The following is a 24,704-nucleotide window of genomic DNA, read 5'->3' as shown; positions in this document are numbered from 1 at the left end:
AACTGGCACCATCCCGTTAGACTTCGCCCCAGTAGAAATCGGTACATCCTTTTTGAATAGCGAAAATCAACATTGACTTCCGTTCAAGCTGATCCAATATCATCCGTGCCCAATCGGTTCCTTCCGTTGCTGTTCTTAGTACTCATTGGAAATCGGTGTCCCGCCGAGGATTGGCGTCAATTTCGTGGTCCGCAAGGAAGCGGGGTGGCATCAAGCAATCATGTCGCTTTCGATTTTGATCCGACTGAAAATGGGGTTTGGCGAACCGAGACGCCCGAAACAGGGTGGTCCTCGCCAATCACCGATGGCAACCTGACGATCAATCCAGCTTTCGGCAATAGACGTAGTAGGCGCCCGCGAGAAGGTCCTCGTCGCGGTCCAGTAGCTCTGCTGTCACTTCGTACTGCTTCTGTTTCAGTGGTACATCGAATGTCACATGGGTGTCCTGGTCACTGACGGATTTCACCCACTCGTTGTCAGCGACTTGAAGTCTCGCCGCAGCCACCTGGATGGCCTTGAACGGTGCCGCCTGCTGTTGGCTATAAAGGAGCGTTGGCTTCCCGCCTGCGGAGTCCCAGGCGTCGACTGTTTTCGAGACCTGCGGAATGCCGATGATGGGCGCGTCGACCTCCTTCGGCCAGCGACGGATCTCGAAACGGTAAGTTCCCTCCACGGCGGCTTCGATCTGCCAGGATCCCGTGATCTTCGCGCCGCGCGAAGTGGAGGCATGGTTCCAGGGTACGGCGGGTGCATACCAGTCTGAGGAATGGAGGTAGGTCTCACGATCGTCCTCCGTCCCAACGATCGAGACGGCACGGTCCCGGTCGCCTGGAGAAACACGCTGCCAATAGGCATCAAAATCCTGCTTGAGTTTGGCAACGACTTCAGGATGCTCGGAGCCGATGTTTTGCGTCTGGCCAGGGTCGACGTTCATGTCATAAAGTTCTTTGGCGTTGACCAGTCGCCAGCGCCGGGTCATCGCGGTCGCCTGCTGCCACTTCTGCGGCTCAAACGTCCGTTGAACCTCGACGCACAGGGTTCGTTCAGGCAAGAGAAGCTCGGGCCGATAAAGCTGCTGTCGAAAGCTTCGCCCATCAAAGTTTGCTTGTTTGGGTTGTTCCAGGCCCAGCAAATCGATCAACGTCGGCAGGACATCGAAATGTGCGGTCAAGTCCGTCACATCATGACCGTGGCTGAGCTTTCCTGCCGGCCAATGAACAAAAAAAGGCACGCGGTGTCCGCCGTCATAAGCCGACCCCTTGTTGCCACGCATCCCCGCATTGTAGAAACGAACCCCGGCGGTGCCACCGTTATCCGTCATGAAAATCAGGACCGTATTCTTGGCAAGGCCTTCCTCCTCTAATGCCTTTCGCAACCGCCCAAGATTTTGGTCGACACGTTCGATGGCTGCGAAGAAGTAAGCCACTTTCGAATCGACCGCTGGCGTGTACTTACTGGCCCATTCCCGATCCGCAAGCGTATGCGGGGAATGAGGAATATAGGTACTCAGGTAGATAAAGAACGGTTGTTTGTCGTGATCCTTGTTCCTGATGTAATCAATCGCTGCATCATAGAAAACGTCGGGAGCATAACCTGGGCGAAATTCCATCTCTCCGTTGTGCAGGTAGTGATCGTTGACTCGGTCGTTCGTAAAGTAGTCGTCGGTCGTGCCTGTGCCCCCGTCTCCGTGTCCCAACCACTCATCGAATCCGCGGTCCATCGGTCGATAGGGATAATTCGCTCCCAAGTGCCACTTGCCAAACATGCCTGTCCGATATCCCGATGCGCTAAACACATCCGCCATCGTGATTTCGCTTGCCCGCAAGTGGTTCCCACCAGCAATGGTGTGCCACACTTTGGCGTGATGAGCATACTTCCCGGACATCAAGGCGCCACGGGTTGGTGAGCAAGTGGGATCCACGTGAAAGTTGGTGAAACGAACCGACTCCGCATGCAATTGGTCCATGTTTGGCGTCTGGATCAACTCGTTCCCGTGAGCGCCGATGTCGCCATAGCCTTGATCATCGGTGATCACCAAGATGACGTTGGGGTGGTCATTTGCAGCAGCACGAAGCGTTCCACACAGCAACACGGTGGCGAAACCCATCGCCAGGACGGCAGCCCTCGATGGAAGGTAAGGTGAAACCTTCACGTTACCCTGCGGAGGGTGGTGACAATGGGTGCGTGACATCTTGGCCTTAACCTGCGTCTGGTGATTCGGCGTCCTTGTCGGCGACCATCGATATGGATCGACGACGATCTGTTTTAGAACGCCGCGACTTCGTTGATTCGGTCCGCGACCCATTCGTTGATGGTCTCAGGTACCAAACGCTCTTGAATGTAGGCGAGCGTTTCTTCAAATTGTCCCCAACCGGACAGACAAATGTGCAATACAGACCGGGAAGGGTGCTGCCCCAGCCAACGGAGGAATCCCAATGTTGCTAAGTTACAATGAGTGAATGGCCTCGTCAAAGGACCAACCATCCGAGCGAGCTCGACGGCTGCGGCCAGGTACGTTGACGAATGTTCGTTGAATCAAACGATTCACGCGAAATTCAAGTTTTTTAGTCTTTCAAGAGATTCTTGTTAACGAATCGAGGCGTGTAGCGGCATACAACCGAAATCGCGACTTTTCAGTGCTGGACGAAGAATGGAAGAAAACCTTAAGCGAGAAGAATTTGCGCGGGCGTGGCTGAAGGCCGAACCCTCGGTCTCTGCATACATCTTCGCGTCAATTACAGGTTTCCACGACGCGGAGGATGTGGTCCAGCAAGTGGCCCAAACCCTGGCCCGGCGATTCGATGAATACGACCCCGAGCGACCCTTTGTGGGTTGGGCACTGTGGATTGCCAAGTCGAGGGTGATTGATTACTACCGAAAACAGGGACGGAATCGGATGGTGTTTTCAGACCGGTTGCTGAAGCGACTTGCCGAGACCATCGCTGAGCAGGCGGAGGGTCGCAGCCGTCGTCGAGAAGCACTGGAAGCCTGCTTGGAAGATCTCCCCAATAAGTCTCGACGACTGTTAGACCTACGTTATGTCGAGGGGCTATCCTCAGCAGACGTCGCTCACACAGTGGATTCGACAAGCGGGTCGGTTCGAGTCCTCCTGATGCGCATTCGAACTGCGCTCGCAGATTGCGTGGAGCGACGAATTTCATCGGAAACCGCATCATGACCGTTGACGACAAACGAATCGATCGACTTCTGGATGGAGAGCTCTCCGACGACGAGGTTGGCATTGTTTCGCAATGGTTAGAAGTGCCCGCCAACCTCGAACGATTCGCGAGGCGTGCTGAGTTGCATGCCGATCTACGGAGCACACTTCGTCGCAAGCGTATTCAATCAACCGCATTACAAAGGAACAGAGACTCTCGTTTCGACCGTGCGCTCACGATGTCCGCGGAGCCTGGTACCTCGAACTGGCGAGTGTCGCGGACGACGCTTGGGCTTGGAACGCTTGCCCTTGTCACGGCCGCATGTCTGTTGATCGCTTTCATGATGCCAAGCGGAAATACGCGACCCAGGTCATCACGGCAGTACCATGCGAGTGTCATCAGTAGAATTGATGCGGTCTTAACCCGGGGTGGCTCGAACTGGGATGCGACGGGACTGGTGGCGGGACCATATCACCTCAAGAAAGGGCTGTTGCATGTAAGCTTCGACGGCGGAGTGATGGTTTACGTTGAAGCTCCTGCTCGTTTTGATGCAATAAGTGGTCAACGTATCGTCCTGCACTGCGGTCGACTGTCTGCGAACGTGCCCGCCGAAGGCATCGGTTTTACGGTGGAAACGCCAGAGGCGAAAGTCATTGACTTCGGCACTGAATTCTCCGTCGATGTCGAATCCGGGGCCAGTGAGGTGCATGTGTTCGAGGGGCTTGTTCGCGTCCAGCCGAGATCGCGACAAGGCGGTGAGGCGGGGGACGCTGTTGACCTGCGAACCTCCCAAGCGATCAAGATCGAAGACACAACCGTCGCTCCCGTGGGGATTGAAATTGCCCGCGACAGATTCATTCGCAATTTTGACGAGCCAAAACGAAACTACGCTCGTTCGGTAAAGCAACTGTCCCCCACTGCCTTCTACCGAATGGCGATCCGTGACAAAGGGCTCGTCTCCGAGCCGCCTTCCTACTCAGGCGTCGTCCTGATGGGAGACGGAATTCGTCCACCGCATGCCAGTGGCGTATTTGCTGGCGGTTCAATGAGGGTGAGGGCTGATTCATCGGGACGAGGCGGGCGAGTTCCTACTCCGCCGATGCTGATTGCCGGACAGTTCACGCTAGCGGTGTTCGTCTACCTCGAAACGCCAACGCATGGTGGAACGGTTGCGACGAACATTCGCGGTGATGATGGCAATTTTTCATTGGCTCTCGACAAGAACCGCCGGATGCAAGCAACGATCCGCACAACCAACGATGACTTGCAATCCGTAGCCAGCGATGTTTTGGTACCTCTTCAAACGTGGAGCCACGTGGTCGTCACAGCGAATGGCAAAAGCCTTCAAATTTACGAGAACGGCCAACTCGTCGCATCGACGCGATGTTCGCAGATGGCCAACAGCGTTTCGACACCTCTCTGGTTCGGAACCAACGGCGACGGACTTGCTTTGTGGGATGGTCGCATCGATGAACTGGCATTGTTCGACACAGCACTCAGCGCGAACGACATCGCATACCTTTATCAATCGGCACTCGAAGAAATGGCAAGAATAGAATGAAATCACATTCCGATGTAGCGAAAGTCGACAAAGCTTCCGGCGTAGCCAAGACACCCAAGTTTCTGGTGAGTCTGGCTATGCTGCTCGTGATTTTGAGTTTTGTTTCAACATCCGTGGCCGCAGAGTGCCCAAACATCGTGATCATTCTTGCCGATGACCTCGGATATGGGAGTTTGAACAGTTACGGTGCGAACGAGTCACATCTTCGCACGCCGAACATCGATCGCTTGGCGAAGGAGGGAAGACGCTTCACCGATGCCAACACGCCTTCGTCCGTCTGCTCACCAACACGTTATGGCTTGCTGACCGGACGATATGATTGGCGCACGGATCAAAAGCACGGGGTCATCAACACAACCGATCCGCTGCATATCGACACCTCACGTGCGACCCTTGCTTCATTATTGAAATCGGTTGGCTATCGGACAGCGGCGATTGGCAAATGGCATCTCGGTTACGGAACGACGACACATGACTTCACGAAACCACTTAGCCCCGGGCCTTTGGACCTTGGTTTCGACTATCACTTCGCTGTACCTCAGAATCATGGCGATGCATCGGGCGTCTACGTTCGCAATCGAGAGGTTGTCGGGTTGCGCAGCGATCGAACGGTACCAGCGGGTCAATCCCCGTACGGACGCGACTACATGGGAATCGACGCTCCACAACGCGTTGATGAAAACGTCATGGACGAACTGACGACCGACGCAATTGGCTGGCTCCAGCAGCAGCAAGAGGACACGCCCTTCTTCTTGTACTTTGCTCCGGTAGCCATCCATTTTCCGTACACCCCCTCCGAAAAGACGAAAGGCCAAAGTGGCAGCGGGCTGTACGGTGATTGGATTCACGAGTTGGACCTATCGGTGGGTCGAATTCTAGACACGCTTGATCGCATGAAGGTGTCAGACGATACGCTCGTTATTTTCACCAGCGATAATGGCGGCGTGCTAATCAATGAGGGTGAGCGTCCTGAAGCGGTCGCGTATCGAGCTGGGTTGCGTTGCAACGGAGCATTACGCGGCCGCAAGCACAGCATTTATCAGGGTGGCTTTCGTGTACCCTTCCTTGCCCGCTGGCCTGAACACGTTCCAGCGGCAACGACTTGTGACGAGACGATCAGTCTCGTCGACATGTACGCGACGATTGTCGCATTGACCGAACCGCCGATCCCGACGGATGCAAAAAACGCTGAGGACAGTTTTAATGTGCTGCCAGCCATGCTTGGAACATCGATGCCGAAACCCCTTCGATCCTCGATGATTGTTCACAGCCCCAATGGCAACTTTGCGATCCGCCGTGGTCCGTGGAAGTTCATCGAGGGCAAACCAAGCCCCAGCTTGAAAAAGACGCCACAGCGAGACGAACTCGTGGCCCAACTCTATAACCTTGAAGATGACCCCGGTGAAACAAACAACGTTCTCAACGAACACCCCGAGATCGCACAGCAGTTGGCCGCTTTGCTCGACAAGCAGCGAGATAGTGGTCGGTCGCGATAACCGGTTCAAACACGTAGAAAAGACCTAACCGTAGAAAACAAAATGAATGCAAGATGGTTTCCGAATCCTCGCCGACTCGCCTGCGCGGCGTTTTGCCTCATGGCGATTTTTTCAGTTTGCGAAGCTGCCGACAAGCAGCCTCCCAATATCGTCCTGCTGTTCATCGACGACTGGGCGTGGAACGGTTCGCCGGTGCCAATGGACGACGCGATGGAAAACTCGCGAATGCCCGTGCTGCAGATGCCGAATGTGGAACGTCTGGCAAGGGAAGGGATGAAGTTCCGCAACGCTTATGCATCACCACAATGTTCGCCATCCCGCGTTTGCATCCAAACGGGAATGTCCTCGCCGCGCAGCGGCTACACCGTCTTCATGAACGATCATGGACAGGAGTACTACGACGAAAAGGGATACAAGGGCTTTCCCGTTGTCCCTTGTATCTCGGACATGACGATCGACGAGAACGCCGTGACCATCCCCGAAGCTTTGAAGCCGCTTGGCTACGTCAGTGCTCATATTGGCAAGTGGCATATGCGTGGTGACCCAGGCGATGAGGGCTACGTGCTGCACGACGGTGACACGAGTAACACTCCGGGCAACACGTTGCCGGACAATGCCAAACAACGACTACCCGATGATCTGACCGATCCCAAGCTAATGTTCAGCGTCACGGAGAAGGCCATTGGCTTCATGGAGGATCAGGTGAAGGCCCGCCAACCCTTTTACCTGCAAATCTCACACTATGCGATGCACGAAGGCCGTGAGTGCCTACCCGCGACTCGTGAAAAGTACGTTCGCCATCCGGCGGTCCAGGCCTATTACGAGAAGCTCGGCACGACGGCGGAAGAAGTCACTCGCAAGTCCGACCCAGCAATCTGGCTGGGCATGGGAGAAGATCTCGATGGACGAATTGGCGTGGTGCTCGACCGAATCGAAGCGTTGGGCATCGAAGGCAATACCTATGTGATCATGGTTTCCGACAACGGCTATCGGCATTCGTTCCTACCGGGCCTCACGCAGCCACATCACGGGGCGAAATGGTGGGTTTGGCAGGGCGGCATTCGTGTACCAATGATCGTGAAAGGCCCTGGCATCGAAGCGGGATCTGCATTTGATGGCAACGTCATCAATTACGACTTGCTGCCGACGTTCGTCGACTGGGCGGGTGGCGATCCGGAATCCCTGAAGCAAATCGACGGTGTCAGCCTCGCAAGCTACATGGCGGGTACAGTACCAAACAAGGACTTTCTCCATCGCAATCTCTACTTCCACTATCCTCACTATCGGTCGGGCATGCCGCATTCTGCCGTGGTCTCTGGCGATCGAAAATTGTTGCATTTTTATGATCGCCCCGACGTCCCGATGCTGTTCGACTTGTCAATTGACATGGGTGAAGTCCATAACATTGCAGAGACGCACGCTGACCAGCACCAGCAGGTTTACGACCAGATGATGAGCTACTTTGAACAGGTCGGTGCACGCATTCCCAAGCCAAATCCCGACTACGATGCTGAAGTCTACAAGCAAGCCAAAGAGTACGACGAACGCGTCCAGTGGGGAGCCTTCGAAGGTAGCAGACATCTGGAAGAGGACGAGAAATAGTGCGTCAACTCATCACGCTGATGAAACAACTGCATCATCGATCTTTAGAACAAGAGAAGCGTCAGATGACAAGTGATCGGTACGACTTCCCGTGTCGATCCCTCGTGGTGTTGGCCGCCCTGCTTCTGCAGTGCGTTTGCAGCCTAGAAGGAATCGCTCAGCCACCTGAAATCGCTCCACAGTCCCTGGACTTTCGTCGTCAGGCCACGCGGAGAATGATTTTTGATCGGTCGCAGCATATTCCGCTGGCCTCTTTGCAGCCAAGCCAGATCGTAGGTCTAGATTTGATGCATCCGGAGGTCGGGGATCAAACCAGCGAGTCCCAACACTCGATCGATGGGGGTAAACTCCGAATCTCGACCAGCGACGTCAGCGCATCTTCGCAGCGCTGGGTCGGAGGCTTCAATCCCTTTGCAACTTATGAACTCGTCCTCAACCAATTCGAAGGAACAGGTCGAATCGGGCTGCGTTTTCACGACACCAAGCACACGACTTTTCTTTCCGCGTCCATTGTGGCCAAAGACAGCAGCTACCAAACAATTGAGTGGGTGGTGACAAATGAAGGCAAAGTAGTCAACCGCCAAGAATTTGCTTGGCCGGCCGAAGTTCCGACAGAGGGGCCCTTGCGGTTGCGTGTGCAGATGTTGGCCGTTGGCGCAAATCTCTACCTCGAGTCACGAGGCAGGTCGCATCTCATCGGGTACCCAGATTTCAATGAGTATCTCGAATTGCGCAGCAAGGATCGGATCGCTCGCTATGAGTTCCGGTTGTTCAGTGACCTTGAATCGAACTCCTTTGCTCAAATTGACGAGGTCCTATCGGCCCTTACACCCGGCTGCGGCCAAGCCGACATTCGTGCCATCACGAATCAGAGCGGAGAACCACTTTTAGATCAGGGCCGTGTGTGGCTGACAATGACGGTCCGAGGTCGCGCTTTGCCACATCCGCTGCAAGGCGTGTTCTCGATGAACCCCTCAGTTTTCGATCTTCGATTTGAGGGAATCATCGTCTTCGACATGGGCGATGGGCTTTGGCGCAATGAACTCGCGTCGCATCTGTTCTACGACGAAACCGCGAAACAATGGCGAGGCTGGACAACCGGCTTCAGCGCTTTGGGCACGAAATCAAAGCAAGAAGAAAAGGCAATCCTTGCGGTATGGAGCGATCGCGATCCGCGGCGAGGATTTTCAATCATGCGGGCCCGCCCCGTCGGGCTGACCGGTCAACACGAAGACCCGCATGGCGTCTTCGATTCACAAACCGGGAAATGGAGGTTGCTGCTGTCGGAGAAAGCGGGCAAGTATCGAGCGGGAATGTGGGAATCAGACACCTGGGATCGTGACTATCAACGTCTGGCGGGTCCAGTGGAGATGGATAGCACGGGGACCTTGATCCAGAGAATTGGCACATCACGCTACGTCTTCTTCGGTAGTGCCGATCGCAAGGTCTACATCCGCACCTATCCGGACCTGAAACCGGTTGGCGAGTTGCAGATGCACCTTCCCCCGTGGAACGAGAACACCGGGACGCGGATTTGGCCAAACATCATTCCGCTTCCCGATGGCTATCCAGCGCCGTACATCGCGCTGATGATGGATCGCCAAAACTATCCTGGGATGCCATCACGCAACTGGACGTACGGTGCGATGTATCTGTTTCATGCCAACCCAAGTCCTTCACCTTAACCTCTTTTACGATCGTTGGCACACGTTTCGCGAAGCATCCTTGAGTCAACCCCACCGAAAGCATCGAATGCATCAAGAATTGTTCGCCCAAGCCATCAAAGCCGAATCGCAAATCGTTTCATGCAAGCCACCGGTTAAGTTCGGATTGGCTTGCTTGCCTTTTGTGCATCTATTCGCAGCCGTTCTCCTCACGTTTTGTTCCGCATCAACCACAGCGGCCGCTGCCCAACCACCCAACATCGTTTTCATTTTTGTCGATGATCAAGGATACTACGATCTTGGCTGCTATGGTGCAAGCGAAGTCAAGACACCGCGCATCGACGCGCTGGCGCAGGCGGGAACTCGGTTCACGGACTATTACGCCGCGGCTCCGATTTGCAGCCCGTCGCGAGCGGGGCTGTTGACTGGATGTTATCCACGCCGGGTGGGCAACGAAACTTGGGTCCATCGCGCCGATTCGCGAGCAGGGATCAAAGTCCCCGAAGGCCGTGTTATCGACGGTCGAGACATCAGTCCGCTGTTGAAGGGTGAAACGACGATCGTCCCTCCGCCTGGAATGAAGAAGTCGTTGAACGCGGCGGTTCCGCTGCGGCGACGTTGGGATCCACCCGGCGAATGGGGGCCGATCATCAATCGGAACGAATACAACGACGCGTTCTTCTATCACGGCAGCCAAGGTGCACTTGCCGCGGTGCGTTGGCAGAATTGGAAACTCGTCTTGAATCCGAGTCTGCAACTCTACAACCTGGCAAACGATCCAGGCGAATCGAATGGGGCGCGTAACCCGGAGATCACTCGCAAGTTGCGAGGCATGGCAATTTTGTTCCAGGAAGAGATGCGGCTCGATGCGCGTCCCGCTGGCTTGGTTCCGCCGCAACCCCACGCGGACGGTCGAACGGAGATTCCGATGTCGACGCTGGCCAGTCTGGATTCGAAGCTCGACGTGACCTACGCCCGTTACGGCGACCGCACTCTCAGCCGGAGGGCACTTAACGGCCCTGCTGGCGACGTCCGCCGGCGTGAACGATCTGGAAGGCGAAGGAGGCAAAGCGGAATTCAGCAGTGCCATTCAAGCAGCCGTGCCGATGGGAGCTCAAACCGACTTCCTTTCTGCCCGCACACGCGAGATTTCTGCGATCGAGGCTCGCGGAACGATCTGGAGGCAGTTTCTCGGCGGTTCCTTCGACGACCAGCCCGAGACGTATCGCCTCGCCTCGCCGCTTGCTCATCTCGATAATGCAGACCCACCGTGTTGGTTCATCAGCGGCGAAACCGACGACCCCAGCACGCGCGCTGATGCCTTCCGACGACGTCTGAACGAGCTGGGCATCGAGTCAGGACTCACCATTATCGAGGACGCCCCGCATCCATTCCTCGGCAAGCAAATTTGGTTTGACGAGATGCTCAACGCCGCCGACGCCTTCTTTCAATCGACACTAAAATCCCCCATTCATCTCAAATCAGAGAACGAATAATATGACGCTACGTCTCTTTGCTTTACTACTGTTGGTCGCACTATGCCCCTTGCGGATCGATGCCGCTGATCGCCCCAACGTTCTGTTCCTTGTTTGCGATGACTTGAACACGCACGTTTCGACATCCGGTTATCCACACATCATCACACCCGCCTTCGATGGACTGGCCGCAGATGGCATGACCTTTCGCCGAGCGTATTGCCAATACCCGGTATGCGGTCCCTCCAGAGCTTCGTTCCTGCACGGACTGTATCCGCAATCGACTGGCATTCTTGACAATTCATCCGATATTCTGCAGGTGCGTCCGGGCACCGTCTCGATGCCACAGCGGTTCAAGGAATCAGGCTATTGGACAGGAGCCGTTGGCAAAGTCTTTCACAACGAAAAGATTGATCCCGGCGAAGTGGCATGGGATCAGATGCTGCGTTTCGAGAATGACGAGATGCCGATGGTGACTCCGATTCGCGAAAAGTTTGAAGCGGAACACGGATCGATTGAAGCGGGCAAGTCGCGGAAATTGTGGCGAGAGTTCTACCCAACCATCGCGCCGCAAACGCGTGGACAACAACCTGGCTATGGACCGACTGGCCTCAAAGACGAACAACACAAGGATGGAAAGAACGCTCGGCAGATCAGCGAATGGCTTGCAAACAAAGCGAACGGCGATAAACCGTTCTTCATGGCCTGCGGAATCCAAAAACCGCATGTTCCCTTCCTCGCACCGGACAAGTATTTCGCCCTCTACCCGAAGGCGGACTTGCAGTTCACCCCCGCGTCGCTGGAGTTTTGGAAAACGGTGCCGAAGATTGCACAGACGAATCGATACCAAGGCTTTGGATTTGAGTTCGGCATCGAAAACGATGCCCTCCGTCGCGAATACATGCAAGCTTACCACGCCTGCATCTCATTCATCGACGCGCAGATCGGTGTCGTCCTTCACGCACTCAAGCAGAGTGGTCATTGGGACGATACGATCGTCGTACTGACCTCGGACCATGGCTATTTGCTGGGCGAAAAGTTCATGTGGGGCAAAGTCATGTTGTTTGAACAATGTGACCGAGTGCCATTAGTGATTCGTGTTCCAAAGTCGGTCGAGCATTTTGCTACAACACCCGGTTCCACAAGCGAAGGTTTGGTCGAACTCGTCGACCTGTTTCCCACCCTCGCGGAACTCTGCGACGTGACTCCGCCATCGGAACTACAAGGTCGAAGCCTAACCGCGATGCTCCGTGATCCGTCAGCGAGCGGAAAGGAAGTGGTCTATACCGTCGTCACTCGAGGAAAATCTCTGGGGAAAGCGATTCGCACACAACGCTATCGGTACACGCTGTGGCCGACCGGAGAAGAGCTCTATGACTTAAGTGAAGACCCACACGAACAAACCAATCTCGCGGTCCTACCGGAGCATGCAACGACGCTCGGGGCGATGCGAATCAACCTCGCCAACGCAGAAGCGAGAGCTGTCGCGAGAAAACGATCGTAGTGTTCATGTCCGATCACTCACCGAGACAAATCAGCCTTCCATCCTGAGTAGTCAAGTAGACGCACTTCCCAGCGATCGCTAAACCGTCCCATGCAGGTGGCGGAACGAGTGTCTCTTTCTCCACATAACCGGTTTCCGTGGAGACGACCTTCAAACGACCATCGCGATGGACCACGTACAACCTTCCATCACCGGCAAGCGCCATGGCGTGTATATCGTTATGAAGTTGGGTTCCGATCGCAGGCTCTTTCCGAACTTCATCGGGCGCGGTGAACGGATCTTTGATCCACAGCGAATCAACGGCAATGCGATGGTTGCGATAAGGCTTCCCACCTGCCCTGGCCGTCTTGCCCGCTTCCCAACCGGTGATCCATTTGCTGTCAAACTGATCGCCTTTTTCGAGATTAAAGTCGCGCCGAAAAATCTCGGTGCTGCCGTCAAGCGAACTGTAAACATTGTCGTCTCGAAACACGACCAGCGGCCGGCGCGGCGCTTCACCAGGAAAACGATCTTGATGTCTCGCCCCATAAGTCCAACTTCCACGCGGCACCCACGCGTCGCCGTCGCCTGTGTTCATTTTCGCAAATGCGTTCCATTTATCGACGTCGATGTTCTTGCCGTCTAGAGACAAGATCCAACGCGACATCGCCAACTGATCTCCCTCGGCATGCAGAATATCAAACGGATCGAATTCCAATCCTGAGTTCTCGTAGAAGCCTTTTTGCGGAACGCTATCGACACGTTTGACCCAATGCCGTTTGCCTGTCATCGGATCGACCGCAAAGACAAAAATGCCGCCATCGGCAAGCGGTTGTCGGCCAGCGGCAAAGTAGGCGATCTCGTCCATCACAAGGACCGCGCCAGGCACCGGCCAAGGTGATTCCACTTGCCCACAAACGACGATTCGCTCGTCCGTGGGGGCCGCCCGCATTCGCCAAACCAATTCACCATTGTCAGCGCGAAGAGCGTAAACCCAACCGGCAGCCGAACCGAACAAACAGAGCCCGCGATGAATCGCTGGCGGTGTATCGAGACGCCCGTTGGCCGTGAATCGCCACCGAACCGATCCCGACGCCGTGTCAATCGCGATCAACTCGTGAGCATTCGGCCGAGTCACAAACGCAGTCCCATCGGCGATCGTGGGAGCACTCAGAGGGCCTTTGACGACGGGGTTGTCTTTCCAATCGTGCAAAATCGGCCCGGAAACCTTTGCCTCGGGCTGCAGTTCGTCCATCAAACGAGCTGTCCATTTCTGATCCAAAACGTTCGGGCCGGCCGACACGGTACTTGCACTCCGCCAACGGTCATGCCGATACAGCGGCCAATCGTCTGGCTCCGTTTCGGCGGCATACGGATCGGGTTCGGCAGGGCCCTTCTCCAACAGAAAATCAATTTGGTCCAACGGTCGGTTAGCCACCGTTTCTCCGGTCGTTTCGGATGCCATCGCGACAAAACCTCGCAGCATGGGCCAGCAGGTGCAATGCTTGGGTGTCGTATAAACCAAGCCGTTCGCCGGTATCCATCCGCTTTCTCGCGAACAGTTGGCTTTCGTGATCCGATTCGCAATCACTTCACCGGATTGAAGATCGGTCATGTCCAGTTCACCCGCAAACATATAGCGCGCGGTGGCGACCGGTGGAAAGCAGTGGGTCAACCCTGCGTTCAATGTTCGACGCACTTCACCGGTCAGCGGATCGAGTGCGGAAATCTGCGGTTGGATTCGAGCGAGCTTTTCTTTCTCATCGGTGTTGACCTTTCCGCCATGCAGAATCCATAAATCGTCCTTCAGAAACATGGCTCTCGCTTGCCGGGCATGATTCATCGCAGGCGCATATTCCTTAGACCATTCATGCTCGCCGTCGGCCGCCGAGACGACATGCAATGCGTTGCCGTCGTCATGATCGCTAAGCGTCGACACCTCGAACACCAATTGGCCACTGCCTAGCACGGTGCGTGTCGTCCGAATCAACCAAGGATAGTCATCGCGAGTCCATTTTCGTTCGCCCGTCTTGGCATCGAGGACAACGACGGTCGCCTTTTCACCTCGTTTCACTCGCCCATAAAGCAAGGCGATGACCTCGCCGTCAGCGATCACGTTTCGTGGTTCTGAAATTGGCACGCTCCAAAGCTGTTCGCCTGATTTTGCATCAAAAGCACGCACGGAATCGTCGTCGGCGGCAATAATACGAAACCCATCGAACAGAAACGCTCGCGGGATTTTTACCTTCGCAAACTTGTTCGACACATCGCCCGTCGCCGCATCGAGTGCAACCAGTTGGTTCTTCAACGACGCGAACAACCATTTGTCGGAAGCAATCGGCCGCGAGACGTTAGCGGATAATCGAGGCAACTCGAACTCGATAGGGTTGATTTCGTCTGCCTTGGTCAGATCGCGGTGCCAAAGACGTAATCCGTTGAAGCTGTCGCGAGCCATGACGCCGCCATAGAAGTTTCGACCACCTGCCGTCACCATTCCTTCGACTTCGGATGTCGCGGCGGCGATCCAACGGATGCGCTCGGGCGGACCCACCATTGTATCAAGCGATACCGCGTTACCATCCGCCGCGTGACGTGGATGGGACCAGTGATCCATCTCGGCGGGTCGGAGCTTGCGAACGATGATCCGATCACCGACGTGTTCCGGTGGCGAAAAACCCTTGATGCCAAATTCAGACCGATCAAGCAATGCCTGATTAGCGATCAGTACACAACCCCCTGGGGTCAAAACTCGTAGCAATTCCGTCGCTGGCACCGAGTAGTCGCAAAGGACAATCAGATTGACAAGGTTCTCGGAATAGGGCAGCCGTTGCAGATCGCGTGCCTGTTCTGCCCACGCCAATCCGTAACGTCCGTTCGCCCGTATACTTTGCTGCGCCGTTCCCGTCGTCGCCTCATCCGGATCCAGCAGATGAATCAAGTAACGCCCCGTTAAACTTAGCTCCGCCGCAGAGGTGGTGTCTTGACCGCCAAGCTGAACAATCAATCCACCCTGCAGCCCTACATCAGACATTGGGCGATACCTTGCTATCGGGTGCCCACTCGTTTCCGACCGGTAGCTCGATTCGCTGTGGCTTTGCCGCCCTGAGGTGTCCGCAGCGTTGGCAGTAGCGACAGTGTGTTTGACATTCGCGTCTTGGGCATGACAAAATGGCGACAAGACGAAGCCGATCAACAGGGTCATTGTCAACAAATCCCAATAGACTGCGAGTCGAGCTTTCATAGGTGATCCACTTGTGTGACAATGAGGTACTCTTGCCCGTTTGTTCCCTCACGACGGTTGCGAGGGTATGGTTTAACGCACGAACCAGTCTACCATCCGCAGTGTTGCGTGACGGTTACCGACCGGGCATTTCCGAAATACTTTTGTTTGCTTAACAATGCTGGCAGCCAAAATGAAGCGACTCTTTCAAGCCACTTTGGCGACGATACTCCTTGTAACGGCGACTTACGCGTGCCAAGTTCCAGTATTTCGATACGCTTTAGAGCAGTGGAGTTCAGACAACTACGAGATTCTGGTTTTGCATGATGAACCGCTCAGCCAGCAAGACCAAGCTCGAATCGATGCGATTTGGGCAAAGACAACCGATCCCAAGCGTATCGCGAATGTCAAACCCCGAACGCTGTCTGTTTCGGAATTGCGAGCCCCATCGTCGCTAACCCAAAATCAATCGTCAGGTGAAAACGTGTTCTCCAACGACGATCCTGTCGCCCATCGGCAGATCGCAAATTTGCGTCTCGCCGCCCTGTGGAAGCAACACGGCAAGTCGGGTGGTCCCATCGTCCTGTTATTGTATCCACCGCAAGCGGAAGAAGTCCCCGACCGTGTCGTGCAAGTTATCCCGCTGAACGCCTTCGTTGCAGAGTCGGTTGTCAACTCGCCCGCCCGAAAACAGGTCACCGAGCGTTTGCTTGCTGGCGATTCCGCTGTCTGGATTTTTGTTCCTTGTGGCGACGAGCAACAAGACCGTGCAGGTTTGGAAACACTAAGGAAGCAAGTCCAACTGGATCAGAGCCGGCTCTCACTACCCTCCGCAGAAGAAATGGAGTTGAGCAGTGTATTGATTGAAGCGGCAGACATCGAATTACGTCTTGGGTTTTCGATTGTAACGGTCAAGCGTGATGACGCTCGCGAACAATTCTTGCTGAATTCCTTGCTTCGTAGCGAGTCGGATTTGGAAACGATCCAACAACCGATGGCCTTTCCCGTGCTCGGTCGAGGACGCGTGCTGTATGCGTTGGTGGGAAAAGGTATTTCGCCTGATACGATTGCGATAGCATCAAGTTTCATTGTCGGCCCCTGTTCGTGCCAAGTCAAAGACTTGAATCCAGGATTTGATCTGCTACTCTCAGTCGATTGGGAAAAGGAGCTTCGCGGATCCAAGTTGAGCACGGCGCTGCCAGAACCGCCCCTCGATCCTGTCTTGCTGACGATCCCACCAGGTCGCCAAAAGCGTTGAACGTTGTTCGCATTTTGTATCACGAAGGCATTCATTCATGACGGATCGTCCATCGCTTACGGACCACGAACGTGCCGTCTATCAGTGGCAAATGTGGGTCCCCGATTTTGCTGAGTTGGGCCAACAGAAACTTAAAAACGCATCGGTGATGGTTTCACGAGTCGGCGGCGTTGGCAGCGTGGTGGCTTACGAACTTGCGGCAGCCGGTGTTGGCAAACTCGTTCTGGCTCACGCTGGAAATGTCAAGCCTAGCGACTTGAATCGACAACTGTTGATGACTCACGATTGGATTGGCAAACCTCGAATCGAGTCGGTCGAGCGACGTTTGCTGGAACTGAACCCTCGACTTGAAATCGTAGCTGTCGCTGAGAATGTGAAGGAGTCCAACGTGGCTCGGTTGGTTCAGCAGAGCGATGTTGTTGTGGACTGCGCGCCGCTGTTCCCCGAGCGGTTCCTGATGAACGAGCAGGCGGTGAAGCAAGGAAAACCACTTGTCGAATGTGCGATGTACGAGCTCGAGGCTCAATTGACGACGGTTTTGCCGGGGCAATCGGCCTGCCTGAAATGTATTTTCCCCGAAGCACCGCCATCCTGGAAACGACAGTTCCCCGTTTTTGGCGCCGTTTCGGGAACGGTCGCCTGCATGGGGGCGATGGAAGCCATAAAGGTCATCGCCGGGATCGGTGAATCGATGGCGGGCCGTTTGCTTACAATGGATTTGCGAGACATGACCTTTCGGACGCTAAAGGTCAATCGGCGTGGCGATTGTGAACACTGCAAACATCTTTCCTCGTTTTAAGGACGACCTGACTTTGAAGGTAAGGATTCCAACGGTACTTCGCAAACACACCGACAACCAACCCATGATTGAGCTCGCTGGCGCGAACGTTGCCCAGCTGCTAGTTCATTTGCAGCAACAGTATCCTGAACTCGCGACCCAGCTTTTCGATGACGGTGGTCGATTGGCGTCCTATGTCAATGTGTTTGTCAATGATAAAAACATACGTGATCTCCAGGACGTCGACACCGTGCTGAAACAGGGTGATGAAGTACTGCTTGTTCCCGCGATCGCGGGAGGATAAGGATGAACAATGAGCAGGCTCTTTCGCAGCAAGAGGCCATCCGATACGCCCGCCATTTGAGTTTACCGGATGTCGGCTTGGAGGGACAGAAAAAGCTGCGTGATGCTTCGGTGCTGATCGTCGGTGCAGGCGGGTTGGGATCGCCGGTTGCCCTCTACCTTGCCGCTGCGGGTGTGGGACGTTTAGGGATCGTTGACTTTGATAGGGTCGATCCTTCGAATTTGCAACGCCAGATCATTCACCGTACGCGTGATGTTGGTCGATCGAAAGTCGACTCCGCTGCTGAGGCGATTCATGAAATCAATCCGTTCGTTCATGTTGATCAGCACAAGCACGCATTGAATTCCGAGAACGCCAAGCAGATCGTTGTCGACTATTCCGTCGTGATTGACGGCACCGATAACTTTGCCACGCGCTATTTGGTCAATGATGTTTGTGTTCTGCTGAAGATCCCCAATTGCTACGGTTCGATTTTCCAGTTTGAAGGGCAAGCATCCTTATTCGGGCACATTCAAGGCCAACAACGCGGCCCCTGCTATCGGTGTCTGTATCCCGAACCTCCACCGCCGGGTGCTGTGCCAAACTGTGCCGAAGGAGGCGTTTTGGGAGTGTTGCCGGGCATCATCGGAACGATCCAAGCAACCGAGGCAATCAAGATCATTCTTGGTCGAGGAGAATCGCTTTCAGGGCGATTGTTGCTTCTGGATGCCCTTGAGATGAGGTTTCGTGAAATGCAAGTTCGCCGAGACCTGAATTGCCCCGTTTGCGGCGATCATCCCACGATAACCAGTTTGATTGACCACCATCGATTATGCGGTCCCGTCCACTGCGGAGCGGCCGAATCGCCCCGCTCTGCGCAAACACCGGAGATCGAAGTGAAAGAGTTGGAACAACGAATGAAGTCGGGCAATGCCTTTCAGTTGCTCGATGTCCGGGAACCACACGAGTACGAAATTTGCAACCTTGGCGGGATCCTGATTCCGTTAGGCCGGCTATCACAGCGGCATCATGAACTGGATCGTGACACGCCGATCATCGTCCATTGCAAGTCGGGCAGCCGAAGTGCCCAGGCGGTATCGATCTTGTTTGACTTGGGCTTCACCGATGTCAAGAATTTGGCTGGAGGGCTTGATGCCTGGAGCTTACAGATCGATCCGTTCATGCCAAAGGGCTAGAGTCGACGGAGGCTCGAGGTCCCTTGTCCCTTCAGGGTGCGGAGGGTACCCGACGCCGCGACGTGACAGGCAAATTCGTCAATCGCCGCGGCGGTCAGGAACCATGTGTATTCAAGCGGTTCCCTATCATCAGGTTATTAGCGTTGTTGAGCACTCGTTTGGATCATTTCACCCACTTGTTTCAGCGTCTTGACATCGATGTCTCGGATCTTGCCGGCGTCGTTGGGGCCGATATCGATCGAAAAGATGTTGCCGTATTCGATCGCCCCCTGGTAGTCCTGGAACAACTTGGTCGCTGGATGACAAAGGTTGTCGTGCTCGGGCAACGAGTAGAACCACATCGCCCCGCCCTTGTGCGGCGGAAGGATGGGATACGTGAACTCGGCGACAAGATAGCCCGGGTAGGCCGCCTCGGCGTCCTTGTTGTACTTGGTTGCGCTGGCGTCACCGAGTTCTCCAGGCCGCCCCATTTCGCGCAGGCAAAGGCGACCTGCGGGCTCCCCATGATTGAAGCCGACGAACGTGTTGGGCTGGAATTGATGCATCCACTCAACCGTTTCTTGATGTGACAGTCCCCCCGTGCCAACGGCATGATCCATCCACCAGAACTCGATGGGGCCGTAGCGGGTCAGCAGCTCTTCAAGCTGGGCCTTCTTCACCTCAGGATGACTGCCGCCACCGCGGCCTTTGCCATCAACCGCAGCGGGCCAGTTCCAATCACCCTCGGAGAAATACAGCGCGAGCTTGATCCCGTGCTTGTCGCAGGACTCCCGCAACTTCGCCAGCACATCGATGCCGAGCGGGCTGTTGGTGACCTTCTTGTCCGTGGTCTTCGTATCCCAAAGACAAAACCCGTCATGGTGCTTGGCAAGAAACAGAATGTATCCCATACCGGCCTCCTTCGCAGTTTGGCACCACTGGTCGGTGTCACACCCGGTCGCCTTGAAGTAGGACGCATCTTTGTCGCTCGTCAGCGTCCATTCTTGGCCCGAAAACGTACTGAACGACCAACAGATAAACATGCCCCACTTCATCTCACGCAGTTGTTCGGCGCGGACCGCGTCGGGGAGTTTAGCCTTATTGACTTCGGGCGGTGCGGCATGAGCCGATCCGATCATCCCCGATATCACACACAGTGCTGCTAACCCTAATTTCATTGTTCATCCTTCCTTTCCGACGAAGTCTCTCGTTACGCAATCTGGATCCATGCCGCTCTAACGCATCGTTTCGCACAACACATTCGTTCGATCATGGATTCACCTCGTTTACTTTGCAGATGGGATAAGTTGATTGGTCGATTCGGCCAAGGCGTTGTCGATTTGTGCCATGATATTAGCACTGCCCAGGTAGTGGTATCCGGCATTGGATGCGAAATCGGCGCGGCAATGGATCACTTGGAATCGGGCAAAGCGAGATACCGAGTTGTGCTGGAGGCGTGACGCAGGACGAATCGCACCTTTTTCATACTGCTCGCAGCAAGGGCGAGATGATGCCAACCGGCGTTGGGGTCGCTGAGCAACCGCGAAAGGTCGTGCCCATCGAGTTGCGGAGGCGTTTGCCCCCCAGCCGTGACGACCGCGTACGGCCAACGCCTTACCGTGACTGAAAGATGGAGCTTTCGATGACTGATTGGAGTGTGTCTCGGAAACGGTATTCGTTCTTCTTGGCCTCGCTGACCAAGCGGTCGATCTCAGGGCGATCCGTGGCTTCGATTTGACGTCCGGTACCGTAGACGAGCAGCTTTTCAATCTCGGTCCGCGTGAATTGATCCTCACGAGCCAACAACAGCTGCTTCAGTTCGACGATGTCTTCGAACTTGTCGCCGTTCACAAACTGCCCCGACGCATCAATCTTCTGGTTTTTGGCGTAGTGCGTTCGCCAACGGCCGATCGGGTCGTAGCTTTCGAGTGCAAATCCAGGCGGGTCGATGCGGCGATGGCACTCGTTGCACGCTGGAACGTTGCGATGTTTGGCGAGTTGTTCGCGAATGGTCTTTGTACCGCGTGTATCGGGATCAAGGGGTTCTACATTATCAGGCGGTGGCGACGGCGGTGTGCCGAAAAGGTTCTCCAACACCCAGACACCACGGGTTACCGGTGACGTTTCGATTCCGTTCGCGGTGACCGTCAGCACACTGGCATGGCCAAGCAGCCCGCCGCGATGTTTGTTATGAAGCGTTACTTTCCGAAACGTGTAGCCCTTCATATCGGGCATGCCGTAGAACCGTCCCAGCGTCCGATTGACGAAGGTGAAATCGGAATCAAGGCAATTCAATAGACTGAGGTTTTCTTCTACCAAGTGACGCAAGAACAACCTGGTTTCCTGCAACATCAACGGGCGCAGGTCTTTGCTGTAGTAGGGAGAAAACTCATTCCGGTCGGGTGGCATACCGCCGAGTTCTCGCAGACCTAACCAACTGTCGCAAAAGCCGGCATAGAATTCCGATGCTTTCGGATCTTGTAACATCCGATCGACTTCCGATCGCAAACGCTTCGGAGCACGAATCGAACCCTCGCTGGCAGCAACCACCAGTGCATCATCCGGCATGGACGACCACAAGAAATAGGAAAGTCGATTGGCCAACGCGACATCGGACAACTTCGTCGAATTCGGGGCGTCCGGTTTCTCGTCGAGATACAAGAACCCGGGCGCACAAAGTACCGCCGTGAGCGTGTCCTTGAGCGATTCGTAGGCTGTTCGTCCTGCGGCTTCGCTGCGACGAGCTACACTCAGCATTTGATCGACTTCGGCCGGCGCGACATCGCGACGATAGGCCTTCGCCATAAACCGCGTGACGATTTCCTCGATGCGATCACGCGTAAACGCTTGCTCGCCAAGAATCGTTTGGCGGCTGGGTGGCGGCCATGCATCATAGATCGGACCCTTGATTTTGATTTCATGGATGCGCAGATGCGGCAGCTTGCCCTCTTTGAGTGCTTGCACATAATGCTCCCCAAACCGCTCCATCTTTCGCCCCTGCTCTTTCAGCATTTTCAGGCCGATTCGGGACTGGAGGTTTCGGGCATTTGACGGGCCATTGAGATAGGTAAATCGAGGCGAGAACCCTTGGTCCAACCAAATGGTTCGTGTGAACCACTGTGGTTTGCCATCGGGAACCTCGATTACAGCCAACCGCGTTTCAAACGGTTGCGGATCAGAGAGCTTTCCCAAATTCGGATTGCCGGGAATGATCCCCATCAACATGGGCTCATCCTTGTCGATGTCGACTTGATGACTTGGGTGCGGATGATCACGGTTTTGGCCTTCCACGAGCACTTGGATTTCATAGCGACCATGGTGAGGTGCTCCATCACGGAACTTCAGGATCGGCGCGTACTCGCCCCAATGGTTTTCCGAATTGTTCGTCTCGTGAACGCACAAGTACTTTGAATCAAACGCTTCGCGGTGTGCGTATTCCAGTTCCTGCTGTTGGATGAAGGGCGCTTTGAAGTGCCAGTGCTGAATAACCGGTTTCGTTTCCGGTGCAAACGCTTTTTCAATCACTTGATCGGCAGCGATCAGATGCTGTTCGAGCAAGAAACCGGTGGTCGCTAAGCGATTGCCCACGTTGTCAAAATGATCGATCAGATCGTCTTGCGGAAAGTTTCGTGACGGATCAAACATCTGCGTGTTCAACTGAAACAAATCGCGAACGGTATTCAGATACTCACGTCGATTCAAGCGACGAAGCACCGTTTCACCGCCCGTAGTCGTCTGCGACTGGTGGTACTGCTCGGTTTGCGTGCGTAGATACTCAATCAACTTCTGCCGCGTGTTCTCGTCTGGTTGATCGGAATCATCAGGCGGCATGTCGCCGAGAACGAGTTGATCGATCGCGTCTTGAGTCTCGACCAATGTGTCGTTGTCCACGATCGGGAATCGCAACTGATCGAAGCGACGTTCGCCCTTTTGTTCCTCAGCTCCGTGACAACCCGTGCAATAGGTCGCGAAGGCTTGCTTTGAATCGAAGTCCACGGCAAGGATCTTGTCGGCAGGTAACGTTGCGACACTTAGAAGGATCGCTGCAAGGGACGTTCGGATCAAAGCTCGCACATCCTCAGACCACTTCCAGACCACGGAGCGTGCCGGTGCTCTTGCTGAACGAATCCGTTTCAACACCAAACCGCTGCAACATCGACAAGTACAGATTCGAAAGTGGGACATTGCGGCCTGCGGGGTAAATTTTGTGTTCTCCGTGCTGGAAACCGCCTCCAGCGAGCAAAATTGGCAAATTTGTGTTGGTGTGCGCGTTACCGTTGCCCATGCCGCTGCCGAAAAGAACCATCGTACTGTCAAACAACGCACCGGATGCGTCATCAGCGGTCACTGATTTCAGTTTGCTAAGAAAGCGAGCAAGTTGCTCCATTTGGTACTGCTCGATGGTCAACAATTGCTCAATGGTTTCAGGTTTCTTGCCGTGGTGCGAGATCGCATGGTATCCCGCTTTTAGCCCTAAAAAACCTGTATCAAAATGTTCGCTGGAAATTTCTAATGTGGCGACCCGAGTCGAATTGGTTTGCAGCGCCAGAACGATCAAGTCGAACAGCACCGGCAGGTCTTCGACGATGCCTTTCATTTCCGGTTCGGGGTACTCCACCGTTGGCTTGGCAACCGTCCGCCAGTTCTCGTCTTGTTGCAGTTTCTTTTCGACATCGCGAATGGAGCTGAAGTACTCGTCAAGTTTGGCTTTGTCGCGTCCATCCAGATGCTTCTGCATCGACTGCGCCTCGCCGCAAACCGCGTCGAGGATGGAGCCACGCAGTTGAAATTGCTGTTGAGCGTGCGCTCGATCTTTCGCGTCGCCGTCGACAAATAGTTTCTGGAACAGTGCTTTCGGGTTGGTGATCGGCGGGACGCGGGCACCGGATCGAGTCCAACACATCCGGCAACCGCCATGCAGCCCCGAATCAGAACCGAGGGTCAACGACGGAAACCGCGAACGGGAACCGACGTGCTCGGCGGCGCGCTGGTCGAGGCTCAGCATTCCATCGGGCATCGACCGTGCCTCGTCGGTCTTCACGCCACTCAAGAACGAATGGACGGCGAAATGCCCGCCTTTGATGCCGTGGTCGAGGTGCGAGAAAACCGTGAAGCCGCGACGATGAGGTTTGAGCGGTTCGAGCAACCGGGGTAACTCATAATCGGGACCGCCTGCTTTCGGAAAGAACTCTTCGGGGTACATTCCAAATGAGTTACCGATACAAACCATTTTCATGCTGGATGTTGGTTGCTGCTGAGAGTTACCAAGACACGAATCCAGCGATGCCATCGGAGGCAGTGTCACACTGACGCCCGCCGCACGAAGGAGACAGCGGCGATTGATACGAAGAAGACGTGCATCATTCATGTCGGAGACTTCTCAGGCGGGGCCAGCGAAGGTGGACGGTTTGGGCAGGGAGCATTTTTGAGTCTAACCTTTCCTTTCCATTGCGTCTACAAAGAACACGGGATGGAGGTGGGGTGAACCGGAAGCCTGAGAGGGTGCAACCATACCCTCGAGCCGCCTTTGCCCGAGTCATTCTGCGATCGT

At 55.0% G+C, this 24,704-nt stretch carries 17 protein-coding genes and 1 pseudogene; 12 read left to right on the top strand and 6 right to left on the bottom strand.

The genetic code is table 11. The features are described 5' to 3' along the window. Nucleotides 1–319: 319 nt before the first annotated feature. Entirely contained in the window at nt 320–2,191 is a 1,872-nt protein-coding gene (locus Poly41_RS12945) for an arylsulfatase (RefSeq protein ID WP_197231295.1), read from the bottom strand. 74 nt (nt 2,192–2,265) lie between these two features. Beyond that, nucleotides 2,266–2,391: a hypothetical protein gene (locus tag Poly41_RS35420; protein WP_261344898.1), complete on the bottom strand. Its 126-nt coding sequence runs from the start codon at nt 2,389–2,391 to the stop codon at nt 2,266–2,268. Nucleotides 2,392–2,650: 259 nt separating this feature from the next. Between Poly41_RS35420 and Poly41_RS12940 the strand changes: the two genes are divergently transcribed. The 8 genes and pseudogenes from Poly41_RS12940 (at nt 2,651) to Poly41_RS12905 (ending at nt 12,460) form a co-directional block, all read left to right on the top strand. Continuing rightward, nucleotides 2,651–3,178 (top strand): sigma-70 family RNA polymerase sigma factor, encoded by a 528-nt coding sequence (locus Poly41_RS12940; RefSeq protein ID WP_146526611.1) that lies wholly within the window; start codon nt 2,651–2,653, stop codon nt 3,176–3,178. Further along, the gene (locus Poly41_RS12935) at nt 3,175–4,719 is read left to right on the top strand and encodes a LamG-like jellyroll fold domain-containing protein (protein WP_197231294.1); all 1,545 of its coding nucleotides are present in this window, start codon (nt 3,175–3,177) and stop codon (nt 4,717–4,719) included. Before Poly41_RS12940 ends, Poly41_RS12935 begins: the two co-directional genes overlap by 4 nt. Next, nucleotides 4,716–6,215: a sulfatase family protein gene (locus Poly41_RS12930; RefSeq protein WP_146526610.1), complete on the top strand. Its 1,500-nt coding sequence runs from the start codon at nt 4,716–4,718 to the stop codon at nt 6,213–6,215. The genes Poly41_RS12935 and Poly41_RS12930 overlap by 4 nt, the downstream gene beginning before the upstream one ends. Before the next feature lie 99 nt (nt 6,216–6,314). Continuing rightward, on the top strand, nt 6,315–7,817 hold the full coding sequence (locus Poly41_RS12925) for a sulfatase-like hydrolase/transferase (RefSeq protein ID WP_146526609.1): 1,503 nt from the start codon (nt 6,315–6,317) through the stop codon (nt 7,815–7,817). After that, the gene (locus Poly41_RS12920) at nt 7,817–9,502 is read left to right on the top strand and encodes a hypothetical protein (protein ID WP_146526608.1); all 1,686 of its coding nucleotides are present in this window, start codon (nt 7,817–7,819) and stop codon (nt 9,500–9,502) included. The genes Poly41_RS12925 and Poly41_RS12920 overlap by 1 nt, the downstream gene beginning before the upstream one ends. After that, a pseudogene (locus tag Poly41_RS34895) lies at nt 9,477–9,872 on the top strand (sulfatase-like hydrolase/transferase); the annotation flags it as partial. The gene Poly41_RS12920 and the pseudogene Poly41_RS34895, both read left to right, overlap by 26 nt. A 649-nt stretch (nt 9,873–10,521) precedes the next feature. Continuing rightward, on the top strand, nt 10,522–10,977 hold the full coding sequence (locus Poly41_RS34890; RefSeq protein WP_231615633.1) for an alpha/beta hydrolase: 456 nt from the start codon (nt 10,522–10,524) through the stop codon (nt 10,975–10,977). Between the two features lies 1 nt (nt 10,978). Beyond that, nucleotides 10,979–12,460 carry a sulfatase gene (locus Poly41_RS12905; RefSeq protein ID WP_146526606.1) on the top strand — a complete coding sequence of 494 codons (1,482 nt, stop codon included), beginning with the start codon at nt 10,979–10,981 and terminating at the stop codon, nt 12,458–12,460. Nucleotides 12,461–12,473: 13 nt separating this feature from the next. Here Poly41_RS12905 and Poly41_RS12900 read toward each other — a convergent pair whose 3' ends face one another. Further along, entirely contained in the window at nt 12,474–15,680 is a 3,207-nt protein-coding gene (locus tag Poly41_RS12900; RefSeq protein ID WP_146526605.1) for an outer membrane protein assembly factor BamB family protein, read from the bottom strand. Between the two features lie 172 nt (nt 15,681–15,852). Here Poly41_RS12900 and Poly41_RS12895 point away from each other — a divergent pair, with 172 nt between their 5' ends. The 4 genes from Poly41_RS12895 to moeB are packed head-to-tail and all read left to right on the top strand — an operon-like array spanning nt 15,853 to nt 19,174. Continuing rightward, nucleotides 15,853–16,917: a hypothetical protein gene (locus tag Poly41_RS12895; protein WP_146526604.1), complete on the top strand. Its 1,065-nt coding sequence runs from the start codon at nt 15,853–15,855 to the stop codon at nt 16,915–16,917. A gap of 37 nt (nt 16,918–16,954) precedes the next feature. Beyond that, nucleotides 16,955–17,716: a HesA/MoeB/ThiF family protein gene (locus tag Poly41_RS12890; protein WP_146526603.1), complete on the top strand. Its 762-nt coding sequence runs from the start codon at nt 16,955–16,957 to the stop codon at nt 17,714–17,716. Then, the gene (locus Poly41_RS12885; protein ID WP_197231293.1) at nt 17,685–17,999 is read left to right on the top strand and encodes a MoaD family protein; all 315 of its coding nucleotides are present in this window, start codon (nt 17,685–17,687) and stop codon (nt 17,997–17,999) included. Before Poly41_RS12890 ends, Poly41_RS12885 begins: the two co-directional genes overlap by 32 nt. A 2-nt stretch (nt 18,000–18,001) precedes the next feature. Further along, nucleotides 18,002–19,174: a molybdopterin-synthase adenylyltransferase MoeB gene (moeB, locus tag Poly41_RS12880; RefSeq protein ID WP_146526602.1), complete on the top strand. Its 1,173-nt coding sequence runs from the start codon at nt 18,002–18,004 to the stop codon at nt 19,172–19,174. A gap of 137 nt (nt 19,175–19,311) precedes the next feature. Here moeB and Poly41_RS12875 read toward each other — a convergent pair whose 3' ends face one another. From Poly41_RS12875 to Poly41_RS12860, 3 genes are all read right to left on the bottom strand, one after another. After that, nucleotides 19,312–20,331, bottom strand: a complete 1,020-nt coding sequence (locus Poly41_RS12875; RefSeq protein ID WP_146526601.1) for an alpha-L-fucosidase — start codon at nt 20,329–20,331, stop codon at nt 19,312–19,314. Between the two features lie 436 nt (nt 20,332–20,767). Continuing rightward, nucleotides 20,768–23,218 carry a DUF1592 domain-containing protein gene (locus tag Poly41_RS12865; RefSeq protein WP_197231292.1) on the bottom strand — a complete coding sequence of 817 codons (2,451 nt, stop codon included), beginning with the start codon at nt 23,216–23,218 and terminating at the stop codon, nt 20,768–20,770. 13 nt (nt 23,219–23,231) lie between these two features. Then, entirely contained in the window at nt 23,232–24,521 is a 1,290-nt protein-coding gene (locus Poly41_RS12860; RefSeq protein ID WP_146526598.1) for a DUF1552 domain-containing protein, read from the bottom strand. Between the last annotated feature and the right edge of the window lie 183 nt (nt 24,522–24,704).

Origin of the sequence: Novipirellula artificiosorum (assembly GCF_007860135.1) — a bacterium.
Taxonomy (GTDB): Bacteria; Planctomycetota; Planctomycetia; order Pirellulales; family Pirellulaceae; genus Novipirellula_A; species Novipirellula_A artificiosorum.
The sequence above is the reverse complement of the archived record's forward strand: the minus strand, read 5'-3'. Positions and strand labels throughout refer to the sequence as shown.

What these genes read in the sequence shown, in the direction of transcription:
- Poly41_RS12945 (WP_197231295.1), bottom strand. Translation starts at nt 2,191, where the DNA reads ATGTCACGCACCCATTGTCACCACCCTCCGCAGGGTAACGTGAAGGTT.
- Poly41_RS12940 (WP_146526611.1), top strand. Translation starts at nt 2,651, where the DNA reads ATGGAAGAAAACCTTAAGCGAGAAGAATTTGCGCGGGCGTGGCTGAAG.
- Poly41_RS12935 (WP_197231294.1), top strand. Translation starts at nt 3,175, where the DNA reads ATGACCGTTGACGACAAACGAATCGATCGACTTCTGGATGGAGAGCTC.
- Poly41_RS12930 (WP_146526610.1), top strand. Translation starts at nt 4,716, where the DNA reads ATGAAATCACATTCCGATGTAGCGAAAGTCGACAAAGCTTCCGGCGTA.
- Poly41_RS12925 (WP_146526609.1), top strand. Translation starts at nt 6,315, where the DNA reads ATGGCGATTTTTTCAGTTTGCGAAGCTGCCGACAAGCAGCCTCCCAAT.
- Poly41_RS12905 (WP_146526606.1), top strand. Translation starts at nt 10,979, where the DNA reads ATGACGCTACGTCTCTTTGCTTTACTACTGTTGGTCGCACTATGCCCC.
- Poly41_RS12900 (WP_146526605.1), bottom strand. Translation starts at nt 15,680, where the DNA reads ATGAAAGCTCGACTCGCAGTCTATTGGGATTTGTTGACAATGACCCTG.
- Poly41_RS12895 (WP_146526604.1), top strand. Translation starts at nt 15,853, where the DNA reads ATGAAGCGACTCTTTCAAGCCACTTTGGCGACGATACTCCTTGTAACG.
- Poly41_RS12890 (WP_146526603.1), top strand. Translation starts at nt 16,955, where the DNA reads ATGACGGATCGTCCATCGCTTACGGACCACGAACGTGCCGTCTATCAG.
- moeB (WP_146526602.1), top strand. Translation starts at nt 18,002, where the DNA reads ATGAACAATGAGCAGGCTCTTTCGCAGCAAGAGGCCATCCGATACGCC.
- Poly41_RS12875 (WP_146526601.1), bottom strand. Translation starts at nt 20,331, where the DNA reads ATGAAATTAGGGTTAGCAGCACTGTGTGTGATATCGGGGATGATCGGA.
- Poly41_RS12860 (WP_146526598.1), bottom strand. Translation starts at nt 24,521, where the DNA reads ATGAATGATGCACGTCTTCTTCGTATCAATCGCCGCTGTCTCCTTCGT.